Annotated in this window: 19 protein-coding genes; 15 read left to right on the forward strand and 4 right to left on the reverse strand. The window is 64.3% G+C overall.

Features of this window, described 5'->3' with window-relative positions; all coding sequences use genetic code 11:
- Positions 1-78: 78 nt before the first annotated feature.
- On the reverse strand, positions 79-1,230 hold the full coding sequence (ydcS, locus tag L6D64_RS23835) for a putative ABC transporter substrate-binding protein YdcS (RefSeq protein WP_176509744.1): 1,152 nt from the start codon (positions 1,228-1,230) through the stop codon (positions 79-81).
- Between the two features lie 216 nt (positions 1,231-1,446).
- Here ydcS and L6D64_RS23840 point away from each other — a divergent pair, with 216 nt between their 5' ends.
- The 15 genes from L6D64_RS23840 (at position 1,447) to L6D64_RS23910 (ending at position 17,548) form a co-directional block, all read left to right on the forward strand.
- On the forward strand, positions 1,447-2,133 hold the full coding sequence (locus L6D64_RS23840) for a tellurite resistance TerB family protein (protein WP_176509743.1): 687 nt from the start codon (positions 1,447-1,449) through the stop codon (positions 2,131-2,133).
- 128 nt (positions 2,134-2,261) lie between these two features.
- Positions 2,262-3,884 (forward strand): methyl-accepting chemotaxis protein, encoded by a 1,623-nt coding sequence (locus L6D64_RS23845; protein ID WP_176509742.1) that lies wholly within the window; start codon positions 2,262-2,264, stop codon positions 3,882-3,884.
- Positions 3,885-3,889: 5 nt separating this feature from the next.
- Positions 3,890-4,396: a chemotaxis protein CheW gene (locus L6D64_RS23850; protein WP_176509741.1), complete on the forward strand. Its 507-nt coding sequence runs from the start codon at positions 3,890-3,892 to the stop codon at positions 4,394-4,396.
- A complete protein-coding gene (locus L6D64_RS23855) occupies positions 4,393-5,646 on the forward strand; it encodes a CheR family methyltransferase (protein WP_176509740.1) in 1,254 nt (417 codons plus the stop codon). Before L6D64_RS23850 ends, L6D64_RS23855 begins: the two co-directional genes overlap by 4 nt.
- A complete protein-coding gene (locus L6D64_RS23860) occupies positions 5,643-6,308 on the forward strand; it encodes a chemotaxis protein CheW (protein ID WP_176509739.1) in 666 nt (221 codons plus the stop codon). Before L6D64_RS23855 ends, L6D64_RS23860 begins: the two co-directional genes overlap by 4 nt.
- Positions 6,305-8,590: a hybrid sensor histidine kinase/response regulator gene (locus L6D64_RS23865; protein WP_176509738.1), complete on the forward strand. Its 2,286-nt coding sequence runs from the start codon at positions 6,305-6,307 to the stop codon at positions 8,588-8,590. Before L6D64_RS23860 ends, L6D64_RS23865 begins: the two co-directional genes overlap by 4 nt.
- Entirely contained in the window at positions 8,587-9,600 is a 1,014-nt protein-coding gene (gene cheB, locus L6D64_RS23870) for a chemotaxis response regulator protein-glutamate methylesterase (RefSeq protein ID WP_176509737.1), read from the forward strand. The genes L6D64_RS23865 and cheB overlap by 4 nt, the downstream gene beginning before the upstream one ends.
- A 51-nt stretch (positions 9,601-9,651) precedes the next feature.
- A complete protein-coding gene (locus L6D64_RS23875; RefSeq protein WP_176509736.1) occupies positions 9,652-10,656 on the forward strand; it encodes a response regulator in 1,005 nt (334 codons plus the stop codon).
- A 92-nt stretch (positions 10,657-10,748) separates the two neighbouring features.
- Positions 10,749-11,844 (forward strand): peptide chain release factor 2 gene (gene prfB, locus L6D64_RS23880; RefSeq protein ID WP_099815345.1). Its coding sequence is split into 2 segments (ribosomal slippage): positions 10,749-10,820 and positions 10,822-11,844, totalling 1,095 coding nucleotides; the frame shifts between segments, so codons are not numbered across the junction.
- A 93-nt stretch (positions 11,845-11,937) separates the two neighbouring features.
- Complete coding sequence (gene lysS / locus L6D64_RS23885) at positions 11,938-13,440, forward strand: lysine--tRNA ligase (RefSeq protein WP_176509735.1); 1,503 nt, start codon at positions 11,938-11,940, stop codon at positions 13,438-13,440.
- A 191-nt stretch (positions 13,441-13,631) separates the two neighbouring features.
- Complete coding sequence (locus tag L6D64_RS23890) at positions 13,632-14,336, forward strand: TetR/AcrR family transcriptional regulator (protein WP_176509734.1); 705 nt, start codon at positions 13,632-13,634, stop codon at positions 14,334-14,336.
- Positions 14,337-14,365: 29 nt separating this feature from the next.
- Positions 14,366-14,914: a hypothetical protein gene (locus L6D64_RS23895; protein WP_176509733.1), complete on the forward strand. Its 549-nt coding sequence runs from the start codon at positions 14,366-14,368 to the stop codon at positions 14,912-14,914.
- A gap of 138 nt (positions 14,915-15,052) precedes the next feature.
- On the forward strand, positions 15,053-16,330 hold the full coding sequence (locus L6D64_RS23900; protein WP_176509732.1) for a flavohemoglobin expression-modulating QEGLA motif protein: 1,278 nt from the start codon (positions 15,053-15,055) through the stop codon (positions 16,328-16,330).
- Entirely contained in the window at positions 16,302-17,225 is a 924-nt protein-coding gene (locus tag L6D64_RS23905; protein ID WP_176509731.1) for an alpha/beta hydrolase, read from the forward strand. Before L6D64_RS23900 ends, L6D64_RS23905 begins: the two co-directional genes overlap by 29 nt.
- The gene (locus L6D64_RS23910; protein WP_110639385.1) at positions 17,222-17,548 is read left to right on the forward strand and encodes a PA3694 family proteiin; all 327 of its coding nucleotides are present in this window, start codon (positions 17,222-17,224) and stop codon (positions 17,546-17,548) included. Before L6D64_RS23905 ends, L6D64_RS23910 begins: the two co-directional genes overlap by 4 nt.
- A 155-nt stretch (positions 17,549-17,703) precedes the next feature.
- On the opposite strand, the gene lptF is transcribed toward L6D64_RS23910, so the two are convergent.
- From lptF to L6D64_RS23925, 3 genes are all read right to left on the reverse strand, one after another.
- Positions 17,704-18,495 (reverse strand): lipotoxin F family OmpA-related lipoprotein LptF, encoded by a 792-nt coding sequence (gene lptF / locus L6D64_RS23915; RefSeq protein ID WP_176509730.1) that lies wholly within the window; start codon positions 18,493-18,495, stop codon positions 17,704-17,706.
- A 50-nt stretch (positions 18,496-18,545) separates the two neighbouring features.
- Complete coding sequence (locus L6D64_RS23920; protein WP_176509729.1) at positions 18,546-18,959, reverse strand: DUF4398 domain-containing protein; 414 nt, start codon at positions 18,957-18,959, stop codon at positions 18,546-18,548.
- Positions 18,960-19,233: 274 nt separating this feature from the next.
- Positions 19,234-19,578, reverse strand: coding sequence for a pilin assembly protein (locus tag L6D64_RS23925; protein ID WP_176509728.1), 345 nt, complete (start codon positions 19,576-19,578; stop codon positions 19,234-19,236).
- Between the last annotated feature and the right edge of the window lie 138 nt (positions 19,579-19,716).

The raw sequence follows: 19,716 nt of genomic DNA on the forward strand, positions 1-19,716 counted from the left end.
CCCACTCCCACAGGTACGGCACGGTTCCTGTGGGAGCGGGCTTGCCCGCGAAGAGGCCAGAACAGGCTTCAACCGGCTTCAGCGCCCGCCCATGATCGCAATGTAGTCCTGGGTCCAGCGGCTATACGGCACGAACTTGCCGCCCTGGGCCTGAGGGGTTTTCCAGAAGGCGATCTTGTCGAAGTTGTCGAAGCCATTGGTCTTGCACCCTTCTGCCCCCAGCAGTTCACTGCCGGTACAGGCTGCCGGGACGGCCGGCAAGGAGCCGAACCAGGCCGCGACATCGCCCTGCACCTTGGGTTGCAGCGACCAGTCCATCCACTTGTACGCGCAGTTGGGGTGCTTGGCCTCGCTGTGCAGCATGGTGGTGTCGGCCCAGCCGGTGGCGCCTTCCTGCGGAATGGTCGAGGCCACAGGCTGGTTCTCGGCCTTCAGGCCGTTGACCATGTAGCCCCACGAACTGGAGGCGACCACGCCTTCGTTCTTCACGTCGCTCATCTGCACTGTGGCGTCGTGCCAGTAGCGGTGGACCAGCGGTTGCTGTTGGCGCAGCAGTTCGAGCACGGCCTTGTACTGCGCCTCATTGAGCTCGTACGGGTCGTTGATGCCCAGCTCGGGTTTGGCTGATTTCAGGTAAAGCGCCGCGTCGGCGATGTAGATCGGCCCGTCATACGCCTGCACGCGGCCTTTGTTCGGCTTGCCATCGGGCAGGTCTTGCGGCTCGAACACCACGCTCCAGCTGGTGGGTGGCTGCTTGAAGGTGTTGGTGTTGTACAGCAGCACGTTCGGGCCCCATTGATACGGCGTGCCGTACACCTGTTTATCGACCACGTACCAGCCGCCGTTCTGCAGGCGCGGGTCGATGTTCTTCCAGTTGGGGATCAGTGCCGTGTTGATGGGCTGCACGCGCTTGCCGACGATCAGGCGCAGCGAGGCGTCACCGGAAGCCGTGACCAGGTCGTAGCCACCCTTGGTCATCAGGCTGACCATTTCATCGGACGTGGCCGCGGTCTTGACGCTGACCTTGCAGCCGGTTTCCTTTTCGAAACCGGTGACCCAGTCATAGGCCTTGTCGCTTTCGCCGCGCTCGATGTAGCCGGGCCAGGCGACGATATCCAGCCGGCCTTCACCGGCGCCCAGGGCCTTGGGCATCTCGCCGGCCTGCAGGCTGGCGCTGGCCAGCAGCGCGCCGGTCGCGGCGCCGAGCAATGCGGTCTTGTGCACTGACATGGTGTTCCCTCTTTTTGGAGATCTTGGTCGGGGCAGTCGTCAAGAAAGCAGTGAAGCAACGGTTATAAGCGTAGTCGCCTGTGCAAGTGGTTGGCGATGACGAGTCTAGTTGGCTTTTTGCCAGCCAATGCAACATCCGGAAGCAAATCCTTGGGTGGCGTGCCGGGTGGCAAGCCTTACTCTGGGCGCTCCTTCTCATACCGTGGAGACGCGCGCATGAACACCCGGGGCCTGCTCGACCAACTGCTCAAATCCGGTCAGGAACTGCTCAACAAGCCTTCTGCTGCGGGTGAGCCCTCGGCTGGCACGGGTGGGCTGGGCAGCCTGCTCTCCGGTGCTGGAGGCGGTGCCCTGGGGGCAGGGGCGCTGGGCCTGCTGCTGGGCAGCAAGAAGGCCCGCAAGTATGGCGGCAAGGTGCTCACCTATGGCGGCCTGGCCGCACTTGGCGTGCTGGCCTACAAGGCCTATGGCAACTGGCAGGCGCGCCAGGGCGCAGGCCAGGGCGCCGAGCCGCAGACCCTCGACCGCCTGCCGCCGGCCCAGGCCGAGCAGCACAGCCAGGCGGTGCTGCGTGCCCTGGTGGCGGCGGCCAAGTCCGATGGCCATATCGACGAGCGCGAGCGGGCCTTGATCGAAGGCGAGTTCAGCCGCCTGGACAGCGACCGCGACCTGCAGCACTGGCTGCACGATGAGCTGAACAAGCCGCTGGACCCGGCCGAAGTTGCCCGCGCGGCGCAGACACCGGAGATGGCGGCAGAGATGTACCTGGCCAGTGTGATGATGGTCGATCAGGAAAACTTCATGGAGCGCGCCTACCTCGACGAACTGGCCCGCCAGCTGCGCCTCGACCCGGCCCTGCGCCTGGAACTTGAGAGCCAGATACGGCTGGCCGCAGGCCAATGAACGGGCAAATGGCCTTGCCGCCAGGGATAGAGGCCCGGATACCTCGCATTTCAGCCGCAATAGGGTAGGAAGCCTGGGCTATACTTCGGCGATTTTTCCCGCTCGTTGTGAATTCCTGAGGGCTGAATGTGAAGAACTGGACCTTGCGCCAACGGATCCTGGCAAGTTTCGCCGTGATCATCGCCATCATGCTGCTGATGATCGTAGCCGCCTACTCGCGGCTGGTGACGATCGAAAGTGCCGAGGAGGCAGTGGGAACAGACAGCATTCCGGGGCTCTACTACAGCTCGATGATCCGCAGCGCCTGGGTCGACAGCTACGTCACCAGCCAGCAGCTGGTGGGGCTGTCCAGCCACCGCGAAATCACCACGGCCGACATGGAGCTGTTCAAGAGCTTTGAAGATCGCCTCAAGCAATCCATGGCGAACTACCAAGGCACCATTCAGGACACCGATGACCAGGAACGCTTCGATACCTTCATCAAACTTGAAGAAAACTACCTCAAGATCGTCGGCCAAGTGTTGGAGGCTTACCGCCAGCAGCACTACGTCGAAGCCGAGCGGCTGATCAGGGATGTACTCACCCCGGCCTGGGTGGAAGGGCGCAAGCACCTCAACACGGTAATCGAGCACAACCGCGAGTCTGCAGATGCAGCGACCCGCGAAATCGTCACGGCCGTGAGCACCGCCAAGGGCAGCATGATGGTCTCGCTGCTGTTGGCGATCGTGGCCGCCGGTATCTGCGGCCTGCTGTTGATGCGTGCCATCACCGCACCGGTACAACGCATTGTCCATGCCCTCGACAAGCTGCGTTCGGGCGACCTCAGCATGCGCCTGAGCCTGGACCGCAAGGATGAGTTCGGCGCCATCGAAAGCGGCTTCAACGAAATGGCCGAAGCCTTGGCCAACCTGGTGGCCCAGGCGCAGCGCTCGTCGGTGCAGGTGACCACGTCGGTCACCGAGATCGCCGCCACCTCCAAGCAACAGCAGGCTACCGCCACCGAAACGGCCGCCACCACCACCGAAATCGGCGCCACCTCGCGTGAAATCGCTGCCACTTCGCGCGACCTGGTGCGCACCATGACCGAGGTCACCTCTGCCGCCGACCAGGCCTCGAGCCTGGCCGGTTCCGGCCAGCAGGGCCTGGCGCGCATGGAAGAAACCATGCACCAGGTGATGGGCGCCGCCGACCTGGTCAACGCCAAGCTGGGCATCCTCAATGAAAAGGCCAGCAACATCACGCAGATGGTGGTGACCATCGTGAAGGTGGCCGACCAGACCAACCTGCTCTCGCTCAATGCCGCCATCGAGGCGGAAAAGGCCGGTGAATATGGCCGCGGTTTTGCCGTGGTCGCCACCGAGGTGCGACGCCTGGCCGACCAGACTGCCGTGGCCACCTACGACATCGAACAGATGGTGCGCGAAATCCAGTCGGCGGTATCGGCCGGGGTGATGGGCATGGACAAGTTCTCCGAAGAAGTGCGCCGTGGCATGTTCGAAGTGCAGCAGGTGGGCGAGCAACTGAGCCAGATCATCCACCAGGTCCAGGCCTTGGCGCCGCGGGTGCTGATGGTCAACGAGGGCATGCAGGCCCAGGCCACTGGCGCCGAGCAGATCAACCAGGCCCTGGCCCAGCTCAGTGATGCCAGCACTCAGACGGTGGAATCGCTGCGCCAGGCGAGCTTTGCCATCGATGAGTTGAGCCAGGTGGCCGCCGGCCTGCGCGGTGGTGTATCGCGCTTCAAAGTCTGACCACCATGACCGGTTTGCATTCCTCCCCGGCAGCGGCGGCCAGCGCCAAGGGCAGCCTGTATCTGCAGTTTTGCCTCAACCAGCAGCGCTTTGCCCTGGATGTGCGCGATGTGATCGAGGTGCTGCCCCGACGGCCGCTCAAGCCGATTGCCCAGGCGCCGGCCTGGGTGGCTGGCATCCTGGCGCATCGCGGTGTCCTGGTGCCGGTGGTCGACCTCGGCGCGCTGAGCTTTGGCCAGCCGGCAGCCGAGCGCACCAGCACGCGCCTGGTGCTGGTGCGCTACCGTGGCGACCAGGTGCTGGGACTGATCCTTGAACAAGCGACCGAAACCCTGCGCTGCATGCCGGACGAGTTCCAGCCCTATGGCCTGGACAACGGCGAAGCGCGCTATTTGGGCCCGGTCCGCCAGGACGCCCAAGGCTTGCTGCAACGGATAGAAGTCGATGACCTGCTGACAGAGCGCGTGCGCGAACTGTTGTTCCCGCAAGCGCCACAACAGGTGACGCCATGAGCGAGCAACGTTTCTTCCGCTTCCTGCAGGAACGTATCGGCCTGGATGTCGAGTCGGTTGGTGTGCCGATGGTGGAGCGGGCCCTGCGCCAGCGTTGCGTCGCCCTGAATGCCGCCGATCTGGACGACTACTGGGTTCGCCTGCAGCAATCGCCGGATGAGCAGCTGGCGCTGATCGAGGCGGTGATCGTCCCGGAAACCTGGTTCTTCCGTTATCCGGACTCGTTCACCGCGCTGGTCGGGCTGGCCCAGAAGCGCCTGGCCGAGTTGGCCGGCGAGCGTCCCTTGCGCCTGCTCAGCCTGCCTTGCTCCACCGGCGAGGAGCCGTATTCGCTGGCCATGGCCTTGCTCGATGCGGGCATGAGCCCGGCCGATTTCCGCATCGACGGTATCGATATCAGCCCTATCTCGGTGGCCAAAGGCATACATGGCGTCTACGGGCGTAACTCGTTCCGCGGCACTGAACTTGGGTTTCGCGAGCGGCATTTCCGTGAGGATGGTGACGGCCACAAGCTGAATGAGCGAGTACTGCAGCAGGTGAATCTGGAAGTTGGCAACGTGCTCGACCCAGCGCTGGCCGGCCGCTATGGTCAGTATGATTTCGTGTTCTGCCGCAACCTGCTGATCTATTTCGATGTCCCGACCCAGCAGCGGGTGTTCGAAGTGCTCAAGCGCCTGGCGCAGCCGCAGGGCGTGCTGTTCATCGGCCCTGCCGAAGGCAGCTTGCTGGCGCGGTTGGGCATGCGCCCGCTGGGCATCGCCCAGTCGTTTGCCTACGTTCGTCAGCCTGCCGATGTGCCGGCTGCACCCGCCCAGCCACCACGGCCGCTGCCAGCTGCGGCAGCACCGAGCCGCCCGCGGCCGATGACGGTGCCACCGGCGCGGCCCCTGCGCGTGGTGCCACCGGCCGCCCAGGCAGCCGAACCGCGCGAGAGCGAAAGCGAGTTGCTGGCCAATATCGCGCGCCAGGCCAATGCCGGCGACAGCGCCCAGGCCCGCGCCAGTTGCCAGCGCTACCTGCGGCTGTTCGCCCCCAAAGCCCAGGTCTACTACTGGTTGGGGCTGCTGAGCGATACCGAAGGTGATGCGCAGCAGGCGTTGAGCCTTTACCGCAAGGCCCTGTACCTGGAGCCGCAGCATCCCGAGGCATTGTTGCACCTGGCCACGCTGCTGGCTGCCCAAGGGGACGAAGCCGGTGCCCGCCGCTTGCAGGAACGTGCCGCACGTGCTGGCCGGGAGTCTGAACGATGAAAGCCGAACACGCGGTCGAGCTGCTGGCCAAGGACGATGAGCGCATCGACGACTGCTGGAACCGTATCGGTGTCCACGGCAGCAAGGATTGCCCGTTGCTGGAACGGCATATCCATTGTCGCAATTGTGAAGTCTATGCGGCGGCGGCCACGCGCCTGCTCGACCGCTACGCGCTGATCGAAACCGACCTGGCGCACGAGCCGGCCCCGGTCGAAACCTCGGCCGGGCGCTCGCTGCTGCTGTTCCGCCTGGGCGAGGAGTGGCTGGCCCTGGCCACCGCCTGCCTGGCCGAGATCGCTCCCCTGCAACCGGTGCATTCGTTGCCCCATCAACGCTCGCGGGTACTGCAAGGGGTCGCCAATGTGCGCGGCGCGTTGGTGCCGTGCCTGTCACTGGCCGACCTGCTGGGTGTGGAGCGCTTGTCCGAGCAGCCGCGCAGCGGTCGGGCGATGCCGCGCATGCTGATCCTGGCAGCGTCGGGCGGGCCGGTGGTGATGGCGGTGGACGAGATCGACGGCATTCATCGCCTCGATGCCGCTTTGCAGGGGGACACCGGGGATGCCGCACCGTTTACCGCTGCGGTGTTGCAGTGGCGGGGGCGCAGTGTGCGGGTGCTGGACGATCACCATTTACTGTCTGCCGTGCAGCGGAGCCTGTCATGACCCCAGAGCAAATGCGCGACGCATCGCTGCTCGAACTGTTCAGCCTGGAGGCCGAGGCACAGACTCAGGTGCTCAGTACCGGGCTGATGGCACTGGAACACAACCCGACCCAGGCCGACCAGCTGGAAGCCTGCATGCGGGCGGCGCATTCGTTGAAGGGCGCCGCGCGTATCGTCGGCATCGATGCCGGGGTCAGCGTCGCCCATGTCATGGAAGACTGCCTGGTGGCGGCGCAGGAAGGCCGGCTGCTGCTGCGCGCCGAACACATCGATGCACTGCTGCGCGGCACCGACTTGCTGATGCACATCGCCACCCCCGGCGATCCGAATGGCGAGGCATTGGTGCCGGCGTTCCTGGTGCAGATGGCCGGCCTGCTCGACCCCGCTGGCTCGGTACCGGCAGCGGCTGCGCTCGAACCGGCGCTTGCCGTGGCCCCGCCGTTCCCGCCTGAGCCTGAGCCGATGGCGCCGGCCGTCGTGGCCGAAGTCGAACCCGCCGTGCCGCGCAAGGCCGGCAAGCGCGCAGGTGAGGGCGGTGAGCGGGTCTTGCGGGTCACCGCCGACCGCCTGAACAGCCTGCTCGACCTGTCCAGCAAGTCATTGGTCGAGACCCAGCGCCTCAAGCCCTACCTGGCCACCTTGCAGCGCCTCAAACGCATGCATGGCCAGGGCATGCGTGCCCTCGACGGTTTGAAGACGCAGCTTGAAGACAGTGGCCAGAGCCCCGAGGTGCTGGATGCCCTGGCGCAGACCCAGCGCCTGTTGCTGGAAACCCAGCAGATCCTGCAGCAGCAGGCCGCCGACCTCGACGAGTTTGGCTGGCAGGCCGGCCAGCGAGCGCAGTTGCTGTACGACACGGCCTTGGCCTGTCGCATGCGCCCGTTCGCCGACGTACTCACCGGCCAGACCCGCATGGTTCGCGACCTCGGGCGTTCGCTTGGCAAGCAGGTGCATCTGCAGATCGAAGGCGAGAAAACCCAGGTCGATCGTGATGTGCTGGAAAAACTCGAAGCGCCGTTGACCCATTTGCTGCGCAATGCCGTCGACCATGGCATAGAACTGCCCGAGCGGCGCCTGCTGGCGGGCAAGCCGGAGGGAGGTACGATCCGCCTGCGCGCCTCGCACCAAGCCGGGCTGCTGATCCTTGAACTGAGCGATGATGGCGCGGGCATCGACCTTGAGCGCCTCAGGCGCAACATCGTCGAGCGCGGCCTGTCGCCGGCCGACACCGTGGCGCAGATGAGCGAGGCCGAGCTGCTGACCTTCCTGTTCCTGCCGGGCTTCAGTCTGCGCGACAAGGTCACCGAAGTGTCTGGCCGTGGTGTCGGCCTGGATGCGGTGCAGCACATGGTCCGCGACCTGCGTGGTTCGATCGAGCTGACGCAGCTGCCCGGCCAGGGCTGTCGTTTCCACCTGGAGGTGCCGCTGACCCTGTCGGTGGTGCGCAGCCTGGTGGTGGAGGTCGGTGGCGAGGCTTATGCGTTCCCGCTGGCGCATATCGAGCGCACCCTTGAAGTGGCAACCGAAGACATCGTGCAGATCGAGGGCCGCCAGCACTTCTGGCACGAAGGCCGGCATATCGGCCTGGTGGCTGCCAGCCAGTTGCTCAACCGGCCGGCAGGGCAGGGCGAGGCCAGCCGCCTGCGGGTGGTGGTAATCCGTGAGCGCGAGCAGCTTTACGGGGTAGCCGTGGAGCGCCTGGTCGGTGAGCGGGTGCTGGTGGTGATGCCGCTCGATGCGCGCCTGGGCAAGGTCCAGGACATCTCGGCCGGGGCCTTGCTGGACGATGGCTCAGTGGTGCTGATCATCGATGTCGAAGACTTGTTGCGCTCGGTCGAGAAGCTGCTCAGCACCGGCCGGCTGGAGCGCATCGAACGCGGCGCGCAAGGGGCGCGAGGCGCCAGCCGCAAGCGCGTCCTGGTGGTCGACGACTCGCTCACCGTGCGCGAGCTGCAGCGCAAGCTGCTGGGCAACCGTGGCTATGACGTCGCGGTGGCGGTGGACGGCATGGACGGCTGGAATGCGCTGCGCAGCGAAGACTTCGACCTGCTGATCACCGATATCGACATGCCGCGCATGGATGGCATCGAACTGGTCACCTTGGTGCGCCGCGACCAACGGTTGCAGTCACTGCCGGTCATGGTGGTGTCGTACAAGGACCGCGAAGAAGATCGCCGGCGTGGCCTTGATGCGGGGGCCGACTACTATTTGGCAAAAGCCAGCTTCCATGACGATGCGTTGCTGGATGCCGTGGTGGAACTGATCGGAGGTGCTCAGGGATGAAGATCGCCATCGTCAACGATATGCCCATGGCGGTAGAGGCGTTGCGCCGGGCCCTGGCCTTCGAACCGGCGCACCAGGTGATCTGGGTGGCCAGCGATGGCGCTGAAGCCGTGCGCAAATGCGCCGAGGACACTCCCGACCTGATTCTCATGGACCTGATCATGCCGGTGATGGATGGCGTCGAGGCGACCCGGCGGATCATGGCCGAATCGCCTTGCGCCATCGTCATTGTCACGGTCGACCGCAAGCAGAACGTGCACCGGGTGTTCGAGGCCATGGGCCATGGCGCCCTGGATGTGGTCGACACCCCCGCACTGGGAGCCGGTGACGCACGTGAGGCTGCGGCGCCGCTGCTGCGCAAGATCCTCAATATCGGCTGGTTGATTGGCCAGCAGCGGCCCGGCGCGAGCAAGTCGGTCGCCGCCCCCCTGCGTGAGGCTTCCCAGCGCAGTGGCCTGGTTGCGATTGGCTCTTCCGCAGGCGGCCCGGCCGCCCTCGAAGTGCTGCTTAAAGGCCTGCCGCGCGGTTTTGGGGCGTCGATCGTACTGGTCCAGCATGTCGACCAGGTGTTCGCTGCCGGCATGGCCGAATGGCTCGCCAGCGCCTGCGGCTTGCCCGTGCGCCTGGCCCGCGAGGGCGAACCGCCCCAGCCCGGGCAGGTGCTGCTGGCCGGCACCAACCACCATATCCGCCTGCTACAGGGCGGCCAGCTGGCTTACACTGCCGAGCCCGTCAACGAAATCTACCGGCCTTCGATCGACGTGTTCTTCGAGAGCGTGGCGCGCTATTGGAACGGCGATGCGGTGGGGGTTCTGCTTACCGGCATGGGGCGTGACGGCGCCCAGGGCCTGAAATTGATGCGCCAGCAGGGCTTTCTGACGATTGCCCAGGACCAGTCCAGCAGTGCGGTGTACGGCATGCCCAAGGCCGCTGCGGCGATCGATGCCGCGGTGGAAATCCGCCCATTGGAACGCATCGCCGGGCGCTTGATGGAACTCTTCGCAAAATGACGACTTGTATAGAATCGCGCCGCGTGAGCGGACGTGGTCAGGTGAATTCGAATGACTGATCTACCGATCGAAGGGTTCACGACCCCCAATGAAAACATGGCGATGGTCCTGCTGGTCGATGACCAGGCGATGATCGGTGAAGCGGTGCGTCGTGGCCTGGCAGTGGAAGAGAACATCGATTTTCACTTCTGCGCCGACCCGCATCAGGCGGTAGCCCAGGCCGTGCGCATCAAGCCCACGGTGATCCTTCAGGACCTGATCATGCCCGGCCTGGACGGCCTGACCCTGGTGCGCGAGTACCGCAACAACCCGGCCACCCGGGACATCCCGATCATCGTCCTGTCGACCAAGGAAGACCCGCTGGTCAAGAGCGCCGCCTTCGCCGCCGGTGCCAACGATTATCTGGTCAAGCTGCCAGACAACATCGAGCTGGTGGCGCGCATCCGCTACCACTCGCGCTCCTACCTGACCCTGCTGCAACGCGACGAGGCCTACCGCGCCTTGCGGGTCAGCCAGCAGCAGCTGCTCGACACCAACCTGATGCTGCAGCGGTTGATGAATTCCGACGGCCTGACCGGGCTGTCCAACCGCCGCCACTTCGACGAATACCTGGAGCTGGAATGGCGCCGGGCCATGCGCGAGCAGCAGCAATTGTCGTTGCTGATGATCGATGTCGATTACTTCAAGGTGTTCAACGACAGCTTCGGTCACCTGGCCGGCGACGAAGCGCTGCGCCAGGTCGCCGAGGCCATTCGCGGCTCCTGCTCGCGGCCAACCGACCTGCCGGCGCGCTACGGCGGCGAGGAGTTCGTCCTGGTGTTGCCCAACACCTCGCCGGGCGGTGCACGCCTGATCGCCGAAAAGCTGCGCCAGACCGTGCTTGGCCTGAACATTGCGCACAGTGTGCCGACGGCAGACTCGCTGCTGACCGTGAGCATCGGCCTGGCGACCCAGACACCGGCCATTGGCAGCCATTGGCGGCAGCTGATTTCGGCGGCGGACAAGGGGCTGTACCAGGCCAAGAACAACGGGCGCAACCAGGTCGGCATTGCCTGACGCCGATGCGGCTGCCCAACGGGCTGCCGCCGCTCTTTGGATGGGTTATACTAGCGGGCTTTTCACCGAATTCGCACGAGAGCCAGCCGCCCATGGAAATCCAACCGATCCTGAACACCATCAAGGACCTCACCGAGCGTTCCCTGTCCATTCGGGGGTATCTTTGACTACGATCACAAGCATGACCGCCTGATCGAAGTCAACCGCGAGCTGGAAGACGCTGCCGTCTGGAACAAGCCCGAGTACGCCCAGGCGCTGGGCCGCGAGCGCGCCATGCTGGCGCAGGTCGTCGAGACCCTGGACAAGTTGGCCAATGGCCTGGCCGACTGCAAGGACCTGCTCGACATGGCTGTCGAGGAAGGCGATGAAGGCGCCGTCAGCGACGTCGAGACCGAGCTGCAGGCCCTGGAAGAGTCCCTCGCCCAGCTTGAGTTCCGTCGCATGTTCAGCGGCGAGATGGACATGAACAACGCCTACCTGGACATCCAGGCCGGCTCCGGCGGCACCGAGGCGCAGGACTGGGCCAACATCCTGCTGCGCATGTACCTGCGCTGGGCCGACAAGCGTGGCTTCGACGCCACCATCATCGAGCTGTCCGAAGGTGAAGTCGCCGGCATCAAGGGCGCCACCGTGCACATCAAGGGCGAGTACGCCTTCGGCTGGCTGCGCACCGAGATCGGCGTGCACCGCCTGGTGCGCAAGAGCCCGTTCGACTCCGGCGCGCGTCGCCATACCTCGTTCTCGGCGGTGTTCGTGTCCCCCGAGATCGACGACAAGGTCGAGATCGAGATCAACCCGTCCGACCTGCGCATCGACACCTACCGCTCCTCCGGTGCTGGTGGTCAGCACGTCAACACCACTGACTCGGCGGTGCGTATCACCCACGTACCGACCAACACCGTGGTGGCTTGCCAGAACGAACGTTCCCAGCACGCCAACAAGGACACCGCCATGAAAATGCTGCGGGCCAAGTTGTACGAGCTGGAAATGCAAAAGCGCAACGCCGCTTCGCAGGCGCTGGAAGACAGCAAGTCGGACATCGGCTGGGGCCACCAGATCCGCTCCTACGTGCTGGATGACTCGCGCATCAAGGACCTGCGTACCGGCGTCGAGCGCAGCGACTGCCAGAAGGTCCTGGATGGCGACCTCGACCAGTATCTGGAAGCGAGCCTCAAGCAGGGGCTGTAAGCCGTACACCACCGCCGCGCTGCCTGGCCACTTGCCGGTAGCGCGTGCCCTGCCCGGAAAGGGCAACGAATACCTGATGGAAAGAATGACGACATGAGCGACCTGAAGACCGAATCGCAAGACCTGCAACAGGAAGAAAACGCCCTGATCGCCCTGCGCAAGGAAAAACTTGCCGCCGAGCGTGCCAAGGGCAATGCCTTCCCCAACGACTTCCGCCGCGACAGCTACTGCAACGACCTGCAGAAGCAGTACGCGGACAAGACCAAGGAAGAGCTGGAAGCAGCCGCGATCCCGGTCAAGGTTGCCGGTCGCATCATGCTCAACCGTGGCTCGTTCATGGTCATCCAGGACATGACCGGCCGCATCCAGGTCTACGTCAACCGCAAGACCCTGCCGGAAGAAACCCTGGCCGCCGTCAAGACCTGGGACCTGGGCGACATCATCAGCGCCGAAGGCACCCTGGCCCGTTCCGGCAAGGGCGACCTGTACGTCGAGATGACCCAGGTGCGCCTGCTGACCAAGTCGCTGCGCCCGCTGCCGGACAAGCACCACGGCCTGACCGACACCGAGCAGCGCTATCGCCAGCGTTACGTCGACCTGATGGTCAACGAAGAAACCCGCCACACCTTCCGGGTGCGTTCGCAGGTGATCTCGCATATCCGCAAGTTCCTCATCGAGCGCGACTTCCTCGAAGTCGAGACGCCGATGCTGCAGACCATCCCGGGTGGTGCAGCGGCCAAGCCGTTCGAAACCCACCACAACGCCCTGGACATGGCCATGTTCCTGCGTATCGCGCCGGAGCTGTACCTCAAGCGCCTGGTGGTTGGCGGCTTCGAGAAAGTGTTCGAGATCAACCGCAACTTCCGTAACGAAGGCGTTTCGACTCGTCACAACCCTGAATTCACCATGCTCGAGTTCTACCAGGCCTACGCCGACTACCGCGACAACATGGACCTCACCGAGGAACTGTTCCGCGAGCTGGCGCAACTGGTGCTGGGCACCACCGACGTGCCATACGGCGACAAGGTGTTCCACTTCGGCGAGCCGTTTGCTCGCCTGTCGGTATTCGACTCGATCCTCAAGTACAACCCCGAGCTGACCGCTGCCGACCTGCAGGATGTCGACCGTGCCCGCGACATCGCCAAGAAGGCCGGCGCCAAGGTGCTGGGCCACGAAGGCCTGGGCAAGCTGCAGGTGATGATTTTCGAAGAGCTGGTCGAGCACAAGCTGGAGCAGCCGCACTTCATCACCGAGTACCCGTTCGAAGTGTCGCCACTGGCCCGCCGCAATGACGACAACCCGGCCGTGACCGACCGCTTCGAGCTGTTCATCGGCGGCCGCGAAATCGCCAACGCCTACTCCGAGCTCAACGATGCCGAAGACCAGGCCGAGCGCTTCCTGGCCCAGGTGGCAGAAAAGGACGCCGGTGACGATGAAGCCATGCACTACGACGCCGACTTCGTTCGCGCCCTGGAGTACGGCATGCCACCGACTGCCGGTGAAGGCATCGGTATCGACCGCCTGGTGATGCTGCTGACCAACTCGCCGTCGATTCGCGACGTGATCCTGTTCCCGCACATGCGCCCACAGGCTTGAGTGAACTGAACAAGCCGCCTTTCGGGGCGGCTTTTTCATGCCTGAAGCTTTATGTTGTCTGTACCGGCCCTATCGCGGCTGAAGCCGCTCCTGCAGGTATCCGCGGTCCTGCAGGAACGGCTTCAGCCGCGATAGGGCCGGTACAGACAGCAGATGACTCGAACCATGAGGTAACCACTGTGACACCCGCAATGGCCCAACAAGGCGCCGCCGGCATCGCCACCGCCGTCGCCGAAAGCGTGCAGTACCAGGGTCGCAAGACCGCCCGTCAAGGCAGCGAACAGCGCCGCCAGCTGATTCTCGACGCCGCCATGCGCATCGTCGTGCGCGATGGCGTGCGAGGCGTGCGCCACCGTGCGGTGGCCGCCGAGGCGGGAGTGCCGCTATCGGCCACCACGTACTACTTCAAGGACATCGAAGACCTGCTCACCGACACCTTTGCCCAGTATGTCGAGCGCAGCGCCGCCTACATGGCCAAGCTCTGGGCCAACACCGAGGTGGTGCTGCGCCAGTTGCTCGCCCAGGGGGATGGCAGTGTGCAGTCGCGGGCCCGGCTGGCTGATGAAATCGCCCGCATGACCGTCGACTATGTGCAGCGTCAACTGCTCAGCCGCCGCGACTTCATGATGGCCGAGCAGGCCTTCCGCCAGGAGGCCTTGCTGTGCCCGCGCCTGGCGGAACTGGTGTGTGCGCACGAGCAGATCCTGCTGCACGGCGCCCGCCAGCTGCTGCAGGTGGTCGGCTCGCAGCAACCGGAACAGGACGCCCAAATGTTGACGGCGATTATCGAGCAGATGGAATATCAGGGCCTGCTCAAGGATGCCGATGCGCAAGCCGATGGGCAGATGCTCGCTATGCTTACCCGTTACCTGCACCTGGTGTTGGCCTCGGCCTGAGCAGTGACCGAACTTTCAAGGAGAACCTGATGAAAGCCTGGCGTGTGGTGTTGTTGACGTTGTCATTCCTCCTGCTGGGCGGTTGCCTTGTGAGCTTTCATGAGCCGCTGCCAAGCAACCAGGCTGCACCCAAGGCCTTGCTCGGCAAGTGGAGCAGCAAGGATGCCTGGGGCGAGCCGCTGAAGCTGACCATCAGCCGCAGCGGCGGTGATGCGTACAAGGCGGTGGCCACGGCCAAAGGCAAGGCGCCGGAGGAATACACCTTCACCGTCTCGCGCCACGGCAACCGCTGGTACTTGTCGGCTGGCGTGCCCAAGCGCCTGGGCGGCAACTTCCTGATTGGCGGTTTCGACATCATCGATGGCACGGAACTGGTGGTCTATAACCTCGACGTCGAGCAAGTGCAGCAGGCGGTCGAGAAAAAGGAACTGAGCGGGCGCAGCACCCAGGTTGCACAAGACAGCGAGCAGGGCGTGCTGATCGACAGCCCGTCGCAACGCGTGCTGGCGTACCTCGACGACCCGGCCAACTCCGACCTGTTCGTCGAAGTGGCGCGGTTCCAGCGCTCCGGCAAATGACCGTGTCGGCTTCTTCGCGGCTGAAGCCGCTCCCACAGGTACAGCGCCAGGCCCCGGGGCCTGTGGTATCCCAGCGGGGCAGCGGCTTTAGCCGCGAAGAGGCCGGTACCGGTATCTTGTTCTAGAAAGGAGTCCCCAGTGGACGAGTACCAGCAGACCATCCGCGCGCTGTCCGACCGCATCGTCGCGGCGCAGACCCCGATCCGGGTCCTGGACGCCGTGAAATGGGACGACAATATCCGCCAGGGCTTCCTCAAGGCCAAGGGCAAGGAGCCGCCCGCCGTTGACCGCGAGTACTACCTGGCGCGCCCGCTGGCATTCGACTCCAGCGCGGTAAAGGCCGAGTTCCAGGCCATCGAGCGCGACATCATCCGCCAGCTGGGCCAGTTCAACCCGGTCGGGCAGATCATGAAGCGCATGTGCCGCGAATACCGCATGGTCGTGCGCATGCTCGAAGCCCGCGGTACCGAAGACTTCGGGCTGATCTCGCAGGAACTGTATGGCGCGGCCTCCGACGCCTTCCACGCCGGTGACCCGACCCTGGCCGACCTGGGGCTGATGCTTTCGGACTACCTGAACAATATCGACGGGCGTGGCGACCTCAAGGACGAGCCGAAGAACCTGACTGCCAAGGAGGCCGTGGACATCCTCCAGCGCCGCCTGAACAAGGTGTTCGGCGAGGCCGAGGAGACCATCCGCGTGTTCGAGTCGGACGGTATCGTCGCCGATGCCGCAGCCGGTGCCGACTACATCAAGGTGCGCGCCGATGCCATGTTCAACAACCGTGACGTGCGTGCGCTGGAGGTGCATGAGGGCCTGGTGCACGTGGGGACCACCCTCAACGGTTTGAACCAGCCGATCTGCACCTTCCTGGCCAAGGGCCCGCCCTCGTCGACGGTGACCCAGGAAGGCCTGGCCATCCTCATGGAGGTGATTGCCTTCGCTTCCTACCCCAGCCGCCTGCGCAAGCTGACCAACCGCACCCGCGCCATCCACATGGTCGAAGAGGGCGCCGACTTCCTGCAAGTGTTCGGGTTCTTCCGCGAGCAGGGCTTCGAGATGGGACAGAGCTACAGCAACGCCAGCCGGGTGTTCCGGGGTTCGGTGCCCAATGGCCTGCCATTCACCAAGGATTTGTCCTACCTCAAGGGCTTCATCATGGTTTACAACTACATTCAGTTGGCCGTGAAGAAGGGCAAGCTCGAGCAGATACCGCTGCTGTTCTGTGGCAAGACCACCCTGGAAGACATGCGCACCCTGCGCCAGCTGGTCGAGGAAGGGCTGGTCGAGCCGCCCAAGTACTTGCCGGAGCAGTTCCGCGACCTCAACGCGCTGTCGGCTTGGATGTGCTTCTCCAACTTCCTCAATCACTTGAGCCTGGATCGTATTGAAGCCGACTACGCGAACATTCTCTGAGCGCTGCCGCCTGCTGGCACTGGGCATGCTCCTGCTGGGGCTGTGCGGCTGCAGCAGCCTGTTGTTCTACCCGGAACCCGGCGAACCGTTCACGCCGCAGCGGGCCAAGCTGGCGTACCGCGACATCAGCCTGACCACCGCCGATGGCCTGCGCCTTCACGGTTGGTGGCTGCCGGCCAAGGCGGGGGTGGCGGTCAAGGGCACGGTTCTGCATCTGCACGGCAACGGCGGTAATCTGCCCGGGCACCTTGGCGGCAGCTACTGGCTACCGGAGCAGGGCTACCAGGTACTGATGATCGATTACCGGGGTTATGGGCTGTCCGAGGGCTCGCCGAGCTTGCCAGCGGTCTACCAGGACATCGATGCGGCTATGGCGTGGCTGGCCCAGGCTCCCGAGGTCGACGGCAAGCCGCTGGTACTGCTCGGCCAGAGCCTCGGCGGGGCGATGGCGATCCACTACCTGGCACAGCACCCGGAGCAGCGTCAGCGTTTCAGTGCCCTGGTGTTCGATGGTGTGCCGGCCAGTTACCGCGAGGTCGGTCGCTATGCCCTGAGTACCTCGTGGCTGACCTGGCCGCTGCAGGTGCCGCTGTCCTGGCTGGTACCGGACGGCGACAGTGCAATCCGTTCGATCGGGCAGCTAAGCAGCCCGCCAAAGCTGTTCTTCCACAGCATCGACGACACCTTGGTGCCGATGGACAACGGCATCCGCCTGTACCAGCACACGCCAGCGCCGCGGGTGCTGCAACTGACCCGTGGCGGCCACGTGCAGACCTTCGCCGACCCGGTATGGCGCCAGGTGATGCTGCGCTTCCTCGATGACCCCAGCCATTTCAATGGCCTGCGGCGGCTTGCCGAAGTACCCAACTATCCTGACGAGAAGAACACCCAATGAGTGAAGAACGCAACGCCATCCCGCTGATCCTGACCGGTGTCGGCAGCATCATCGTGACGGTGGGAGCCCTCTGGTACTACGGCTACCTGCATTTCGCCAAACCTGAGGATGCACTGCTGTTGCAGGACTTCACCATGCTCAAGACAATCCCTGGCGAGGATTACAAGGTCTCGCTGGACCCGGCACCCCAGGTGGCCCAGTGCGTGGATGGCGTGCTGGTGCTGTTCGATACCGAGCAGAAAGGCCTGACCGGTGTGCTGGTGGACAACCGCAAGCGTGCGGTGCGCTGCATGGGGCAGGAAACGCCGCAGCAGGTGCAGTAAGGGATCGACGTGATTTTTGTGGCGCCTGCGAAATCGAGCACCGCCCGCGCGGCGCTCGGTCTCATGGCCACCTCATCTCTAGAGGCATGAGACAAAACGCCCAAAGAAAAAGCCCCGCATTGATCACGGGGCTTTCTCATTTCTGCCGGCCAGCCTTACTGCTGGATCTGGCTCACCGAACGCGGTGCCACCGGCTGGTTGTCGTTGGAAATGGTCACTTCCACGCGACGGTTCTGCGCACGGCCCGAGTTGCTGCCGTTGTCCGCCACCGGGTATTCCTTGCCATAACCCTGGGCGACGATACGCGCAGGGTCGACACCTGCGCGTACCAGTGCCGCGCGCACGCTGGCGGCGCGGCGTTCGGACAGGCCCTGGTTGTAGCTGGCCGAGCCGACGCTGTCGGTGTAGCCCTCGACGATCACCTTGCGCTCCGGGTTTTCCTGAAGGAACTGAGCCAGCTTGGTGATGTTCGGGTAGGCGTTGCTCTTCAGGGTGGCCTTGTTGAAGTCGAACAGCACATCACCAAAGGTCACCAGAGTGCCGCGGTCGGTCTGCTTGGCGTTGAGGCTTTCCTGCAGCTTGGCGATCTGTGCGTCGCGGGCATCGAGCTTGGCCTGGGCGCGCTGGGCCGAGGCGTTCTTCAGCTCGTTCTCGGCGGTGCGCAGGGCGATGGTCTGCTTGGCCACCTCGATCCGCTGGTTGGTCAGGTAGGCGAGCTGGTCGACCTTCTGGCTGTCTTCACGGTCCATGAAGGCCTTGTCGGACTTGTTCAGCCAGTCCTGGGCATCCTTGGTCTCGAGCGCGGCGACCTTGCTTGCCTGCGGGTCACTCTGCAGTGCAGAGAAGTTGGTGCGAGCCGACTCCAGGTTGGGGTTCGGGTCGTGGGAGCAGGCAGCAAGGCCGACGCTCAGTGCCAGCAGGGCGGGAATCATGACGTGGTTGCGCATAGTGTTCATCCTTTGATCAGTGGCGAAGGCTGGGGTTGGCGTGGCGGCGCTCATTCAGCGCTGCGCAGGCCTTCCTGACGTACGTCCTGAACGCCCTGGCGGGCATCCTGCACGGCCTTCTGGGCCTTGGCTGCCTGGGCCTTGCGCTCGGCGACGCGGGCATCCCATTCGGCCTGCTCGGCCAGGCGCTTGGCCTCATCGTACTTTTTGTCGTGCATGGCGATTTCGGCTTGCTTGAACTTGTCCTGGGCCGATTTCATTTCCACGGCGGCGAACTCGGTGCCACCGGCACTGACGGCCGAATTGACCGCGGACTGGGTGACAGCGTACTGCTCGGTAGGCGGGTTGCCAGCACAGCCGGCCAGGACCAGGCTGCTGCCCAGGGCCAGCGCGGCCAGCTTCAATCCGCGCACGTGAGTAGATGAGAGTTTCGGGGTGCGGGTCTTGATGGTGGTCAGTTCCATTGGATCACTCCTGATTACGACGATGTCCGTAGCAGTCCATCGCTCAATCCCTGACAGTGCCTGCGCTTGCGCTCAACGATGCACATGGCAGGAGTGCAGGGTTTTAGCGTGATGGCTATTGGCTGGGACTTGACCGTTTTTTGAATGGTTCCGAAAAAAATGCGCCGTTTTGCCATTTATTTCTGACTGATCGGTCAGTGAAGTTGGCCCGGAACTTTCGCTCGCTGGAGTGGTTTCCGGGCCTGTTGCAGGCCCGGATCGGGGTACTGCACGCTCAGTTCCCGGTGTCTTCGCCGGTATTGCTGAGGTCGTGCAGGTGGCGCCGTGACAGGGCCAGGAAACGCGGGGTCGGGCCGATGTCTTCGAACAGCGGGTCACCCTCTTCGTCAGTGGCGATGACCTTCTGGCCCTGCACGTAGGGGAAGCTGGCTTCCAGCTCTTCCAGCGCGGCGGCGACCAGTTCGCCGAGCAGTTCCTCGGCGGTGCGCTTGGGGTACATGTCGATCAGGGCAGCCAGGCGTGCCTCGGACTCCAGGTCCAAGTGCAAAGCGTGGCCGGTGGGGCTCAGGGTGCCGGCGGCATTCTGTTCCCAGTGCTGGGCGAGTTCGCGGATTTTCATGATGACCTCTGTGAACGCCAGAAAAGGCTGCATTGCATCGGACTGCGCTGGCTTAACTTTAGTTTGCTTTGCGCGATCGCGGCTTGCCATCGCGCCCCGGCAATGGGCACTCTTGGCCCAGTGCTGTTTCCTGAGCAG

Origin of the sequence: Pseudomonas urethralis, assembly GCF_021602465.1 — a bacterium.
Classification (GTDB): Bacteria; Pseudomonadota; Gammaproteobacteria; order Pseudomonadales; family Pseudomonadaceae; genus Aquipseudomonas; species Aquipseudomonas vlassakiae.